We start from the raw sequence: 4,542 nt of genomic DNA, 5'->3' as shown, positions 1-4,542 counted from the left end.
GACGCCGCGCCGGGCGATCCGGCGGCGCGGCCCCCCGATTACCAGCCAATGCCCCATGCGCTGGGCATGCAGATCATCGCGTCGGGATTCGATCCCAACGCGGCGGGCGACGAGAGTGCCGACAAGGACGGGGGCGGCCATTATGTCATCCCGGATACGCAGGTCAGCTACGGCCCGCATGGGCGGCGCGGTGGGGGCCAGGGCGGTGGGGGCCAGGGCGGCGCGGGCCCGTAAGGGTGTAGAGAAGGCATAGAAGGGCGGTCCGCAGGTTGCGGCGGTCCGCTGCTTGCTCTCCTGGGGGCTCGGATCACGTCTGTGTCACATCTTCGGAAGGCCGGGGCGGGTTTCCGCCGGCCGAGGGCCGTCTTGTGAGGGTGAAAGCCGGGGAACGGAGGCCCGGGGTCCGGGGACCGGGCGTGGGGCTGGAGACTGGATCGGCGGGGCGGGAAGATGTTAAGAGGCTGTTTCACGAGCCCCGTGTCCGGCGCATCTTGCGCGCGTTTCCGTGCTCTGATGCGCATGGGCGCAAGAAGCCATGCCGGCGGCCCCCGATGGCGCCGCGCAGATCTGCCGCCCGATGGCGGATATCCGAAGGAAACAGGTTTGATGACAGCTTGCGCGCGATACGGCTTCCGCCGGCACGTCCGGGCCTGATCCATGGCCGGGTCATCCTCTCCGCCATCGCCCATATCGTCGTCAGCATCGTCGTCCTTGGGGGGGCATGCCGCGTTTCGCGACGGCGAGACGAAGCTGCCGTACCTGGTCTTTTCCCGGCCGGAATGGGCGGCGCTGCGGGCGAACGTGCCGCTGTCGCTGTCCGAAGAGGAGGTGGCGTCGCTGCGTGGCCGGAACGAGCCGGTCTCGCTGGCGGATATCCGGGACGTCTATCTGCCGCTGTCGCGCCTGCTGAACCTGTATGTGCTGGCCTCGCGCAGCCTGAACAGCATGGTCGAGAGCGCGTTTCTCGGCGCGCCGCGCAGCGCGGTGCCCTTCGTCATCGGCATCGCCGGCAGCGTGGGCGTGGGCAAGAGCACGTTTGCCCGCCTGCTGCGGGCCGTGCTGTCGCGCTGGCCGGACCATCCCAGGGTGGACCTGGTGACGACGGACGGTTTCCTGCTGCCCACGCGGGTGCTGGAGGAGCGCGACCTGATGCAGCGCAAGGGGTTCCCCGAAAGTTACGACCTGCGGCGCATGATCGGGTTCCTGGCCGCGCTGAAGGCGGGGGAGCGGCATCTGCAGGTGCCGTTCTATTCGCACGAGGCGTATGACGTCGTTCCCGGACAGTTCGAGACGATCGACCGGCCGGACATCCTGATCTTCGAGGGGCTGAACGTGCTGCAGACCGGCAGCGAGCGCGCGGCGGTGGCGTCGGATTTCTTTGATTTTTCGATTTATCTCGATGCGGCCACGGTCGACATCGAATCCTGGTATGTCGAGCGATTCCTGCTGCTGCAGCGCACGGCGTTCCGCAGCCCGGCATCCTATTTCCATCACTATGCGGATCTGCCGCGGGACGAGGCCAAGGACGTCGCGCGCCGGATCTGGCAGCGGATCAACCTGCCGAACCTGGAGCAGAATATCCTGCCGACCCGGGAACGGGCGCGCCTGATCGTGCGCAAGGAACGCAGCCATGCCGTCAACGAAATCAGGTTGCGGCATCTCTGACGGCCTGCCTCCCTTTTCCTCCCCCTTTTCCCCCCTTTCCCTCTGGGCCGGCGGTCAGCGCTGCCGTTCGATATTGGCGCCGCCGCCAGGCAGAGTCGTGTCGCCCAGGACCGTGAGGGCGCTGCCGTTCCATGACAGCGTGCGTAGCGCGCGGTCCATCACGCCCTGGACCAGGATCGTCCTTCCGTCGGGGGCGAAGACGAGGCCCTGCGGCCAGAGCGTGCCGGGGGCCTGGGCCAGTTGCGCCAGGTGGCCGTCGCGTAGCGAAAAGACGGTGACGATGCCCCGGTCGTGATAGCGGGGCGAGGACGGCGCCAGGGCGGACCCGTTCTGCGACACCACGGCGACGTATCGGCCGTCGGCGGAGATATCCAGCCCTTCCGGGGCGTTGGGAACGCGGATGCGCTGGATTTCGCGAATGGGCGATGCCGTCAGGTCCAGCACCGACAGGGCGCCGGGCAGTCCCTCGCCATGGCCGAGAATGCCCATCACGGCATAATGCCCGTCCCGGGTCAGGCGGATGTTCCATGGCCCGGGTCCGATCTCCAGCGGATCGGGGGCGAGCGCGATGTCGTCGCCGTCGATATGCAGGACCAGGACCCTGTCGCCCTTCCACAGGCTGACCAGCGCGCGCCTGCCGTCCGGGGTGATCGCCAGCCCGCCGGGGAAGCCGTTTTCCACCGGCAGCGCGATCGTTTTGCGCGCGCCGAGGCGCCGTCCATCGAAGCGGAACCATGTCAGCACGCCGCCCGCGCCGTTGGCGGCCAGTACGTGCTTCAGGTTCGGGGTGAGGCGCAGGGTCGTCGTGCCCGGGGCGGAGGCGACCTGCTGGATCACGCGTGGCCGGGGGCCGGAGAGGTCGATGACGCTGATCCGGTCGTCGGGAACGATCCGCCCGTCGGCCGGATCGGGCTTCGATGCCGAGGCGGCCAGGGCGATCCTGCCGTCCGGCGTGAGCGTGAGCGCGGTCGGCGGTCCGATCACGCTGGCGGGGACGTCGATGCTGCTGCGCACCGCCCATAGGCCGTTCGGCTGAAGGTCCAGAATCGACAGCGTGTCGGGCCCGAGCGGTTTCGGCAGGACCTGGACGCCATCCCGCAGGATCGAATGCGCGTCATTGGCCGAAAGGACGGTCGCCGACCGGGCAGTCCGGGGGGCGGTCCGGGCCTGAAGGACGAAAGCGGTGGAGAGCAGCAGAGAAAGACAGAACGGAGGCAGAAACCCGAAACGCATCTAGCACCTTGCGCGGCGATTTATTCACATCACGAAACGGATACTCGGCTGAATCGGTGAAGAAATCAGGTAAATTTAAAGTGACATAAATCTGTTTTTAAAGATCATTTCCCTGGCCGTCCGGTGAAGGGTGACGTAAAGCCGGTACGAAATTCCATCGGGTCGCGGGACAGTCCGGACTGATTATTGCTATTCGGGAGGACGAGGCGGTCCGGCCTCTTGCGGGGCCGTCATGATTTCCAGGCTCCGGGTCGGGAATCGCATCGTTCTTGCGTGACCGTATCGAATTCCGGAATATCAGGCTGGTGCATATCGCATGGCATGGAGGGGCGGCGGGCGCTTTCCGGAAAGGGGCGATTGGGACACGAAACGCGGCGCACCGCGTTAACCTGTTCATCTGTCCGGAGTCCTGCACGAATGAGCCTTCGGCCCCGCTGGGATCTGCCTTAGCGTGGCGCCCCGCCGGCCCGATTCGCCGGCCCGATTCGCAGGACGCCCCCCCGACACACGGGATGGCCGGGATTGGGCAACGGAATTGGACAACGGAATGGGCGGCAGGAAAGGAAGACGATGATCCGGGTAATCGGGCTGATGAGCGGAACGTCCCTGGACGGGGTGGATGCGGCGTGCCTGGAGACGGATGGCGTGACGATCGGGGCCACGGGGCCTGCCGTGACCGTTCCCTTCTCGGCCGAATTGCGGGGGCGCATGCGCGACATCTATGGGCATGCCGCCATGATCTCGCCCGGCGACCCGGAGCTTCGCGCGGTCGAGCGCGAACTGACGCTGCTGCATGTCCAGGCGGTGCGTGCGCTGGATTGGCCCGCCGAGCTGATCGGCTTTCACGGCCAGACGATCCTGCATCGGCCCGAGGATGCCCGCACCTGGCAGATCGGCGACGCCGGGCTGCTGTCGCGGGAGCTGGGCCTGCCGGTCGTGCATGATTTCCGGAGCGCCGACGTGCGGGCGGGGGGCGAGGGCGCGCCGCTGGTGCCGGTGTTTCATGATGCGCTGGCGCACGACATGGCGCGGCCGCTGGCCGTGCTGAATATCGGCGGGGTGGCCAATCTGTCGCTGCTGGGGCCGGGGGGACGCCTGGTGGCCTGCGACATCGGGCCGGGAAACGCGCTGCTGGACGATTGGGCCATGCGCCATACCGGCGTGCCCTATGATCGCGACGGGGCGCTGGCCCGGGCCGGGCAGGTCAGCCAGCGGGTGCTGGCGGCCTTGATGAGCGATCCGTTCTTCGTGCGCGGGGCGCCGAAATCGCTGGATCGCATGTCGTTCCATCGCGGCATGGAATTGCTCTCGGACCTGTCGGCCGAGGACGGCGCCGCGACGCTGGCGGCCTTCACCGTGCGGGCGGTCGCCAATACCAGGCTGCCGTTCCTGCCTCGCCGCTGGCTGGTCTGCGGCGGCGGGCGGCATAATCCGGTGCTGATGGAGGGGCTGAGCCACAGCCTGACGGTGCCCGTCGCGCCGGTCGAGGCGGTGGGATGGGATGGCGACGCGCTGGAGGCGCAATGTTTCGCCTTTCTGGCGATGCGCAGCGTCCGTGGCCTGGCCTTGTCCTTTCCGGACACCACGGGGGTCGCGCAGCCGGTCACCGGGGGCCGGCTGCATCTGGACGGGGTGGCCGACGCG

General features: G+C 67.9%; 3 protein-coding genes and 1 pseudogene. 3 read left to right on the top strand and 1 reads right to left on the bottom strand.

What is annotated here, in order from left to right; genetic code table 11:
• Positions 1 to 234: pseudogene (locus HUK84_RS11115) on the top strand (hypothetical protein); the annotation flags it as partial.
• A gap of 477 nt (positions 235 to 711) precedes the next feature.
• On the top strand, positions 712 to 1,665 hold the full coding sequence (gene coaA / locus HUK84_RS11110) for a type I pantothenate kinase (protein ID WP_246285620.1): 954 nt from the start codon (positions 712 to 714) through the stop codon (positions 1,663 to 1,665).
• A gap of 54 nt (positions 1,666 to 1,719) precedes the next feature.
• Here coaA and HUK84_RS11105 read toward each other — a convergent pair whose 3' ends face one another.
• On the bottom strand, positions 1,720 to 2,898 hold the full coding sequence (locus HUK84_RS11105; protein WP_176640355.1) for a lactonase family protein: 1,179 nt from the start codon (positions 2,896 to 2,898) through the stop codon (positions 1,720 to 1,722).
• Positions 2,899 to 3,468: 570 nt separating this feature from the next.
• Between HUK84_RS11105 and HUK84_RS11100 the strand changes: the two genes are divergently transcribed.
• Positions 3,469 to 4,542 (top strand): anhydro-N-acetylmuramic acid kinase (locus HUK84_RS11100; protein WP_176640354.1); only part of this gene is annotated, 1,074 nt, incomplete at its 3' end.

The sequence above is a fragment of the Nguyenibacter vanlangensis genome (assembly GCF_013376155.1).
Lineage (GTDB): Bacteria > Pseudomonadota > Alphaproteobacteria > Acetobacterales > Acetobacteraceae > Gluconacetobacter > Gluconacetobacter vanlangensis.
The sequence above is the reverse complement of the archived record's forward strand: the minus strand, read 5'-3'. Positions and strand labels throughout refer to the sequence as shown.

Excerpts from the sequence above, each read along its gene's own strand:
- HUK84_RS11105 (WP_176640355.1), bottom strand. The coding sequence starts at position 2,898 with ATGCGTTTCGGGTTTCTGCCTCCGTTCTGTCTTTCTCTGCTGCTCTCC.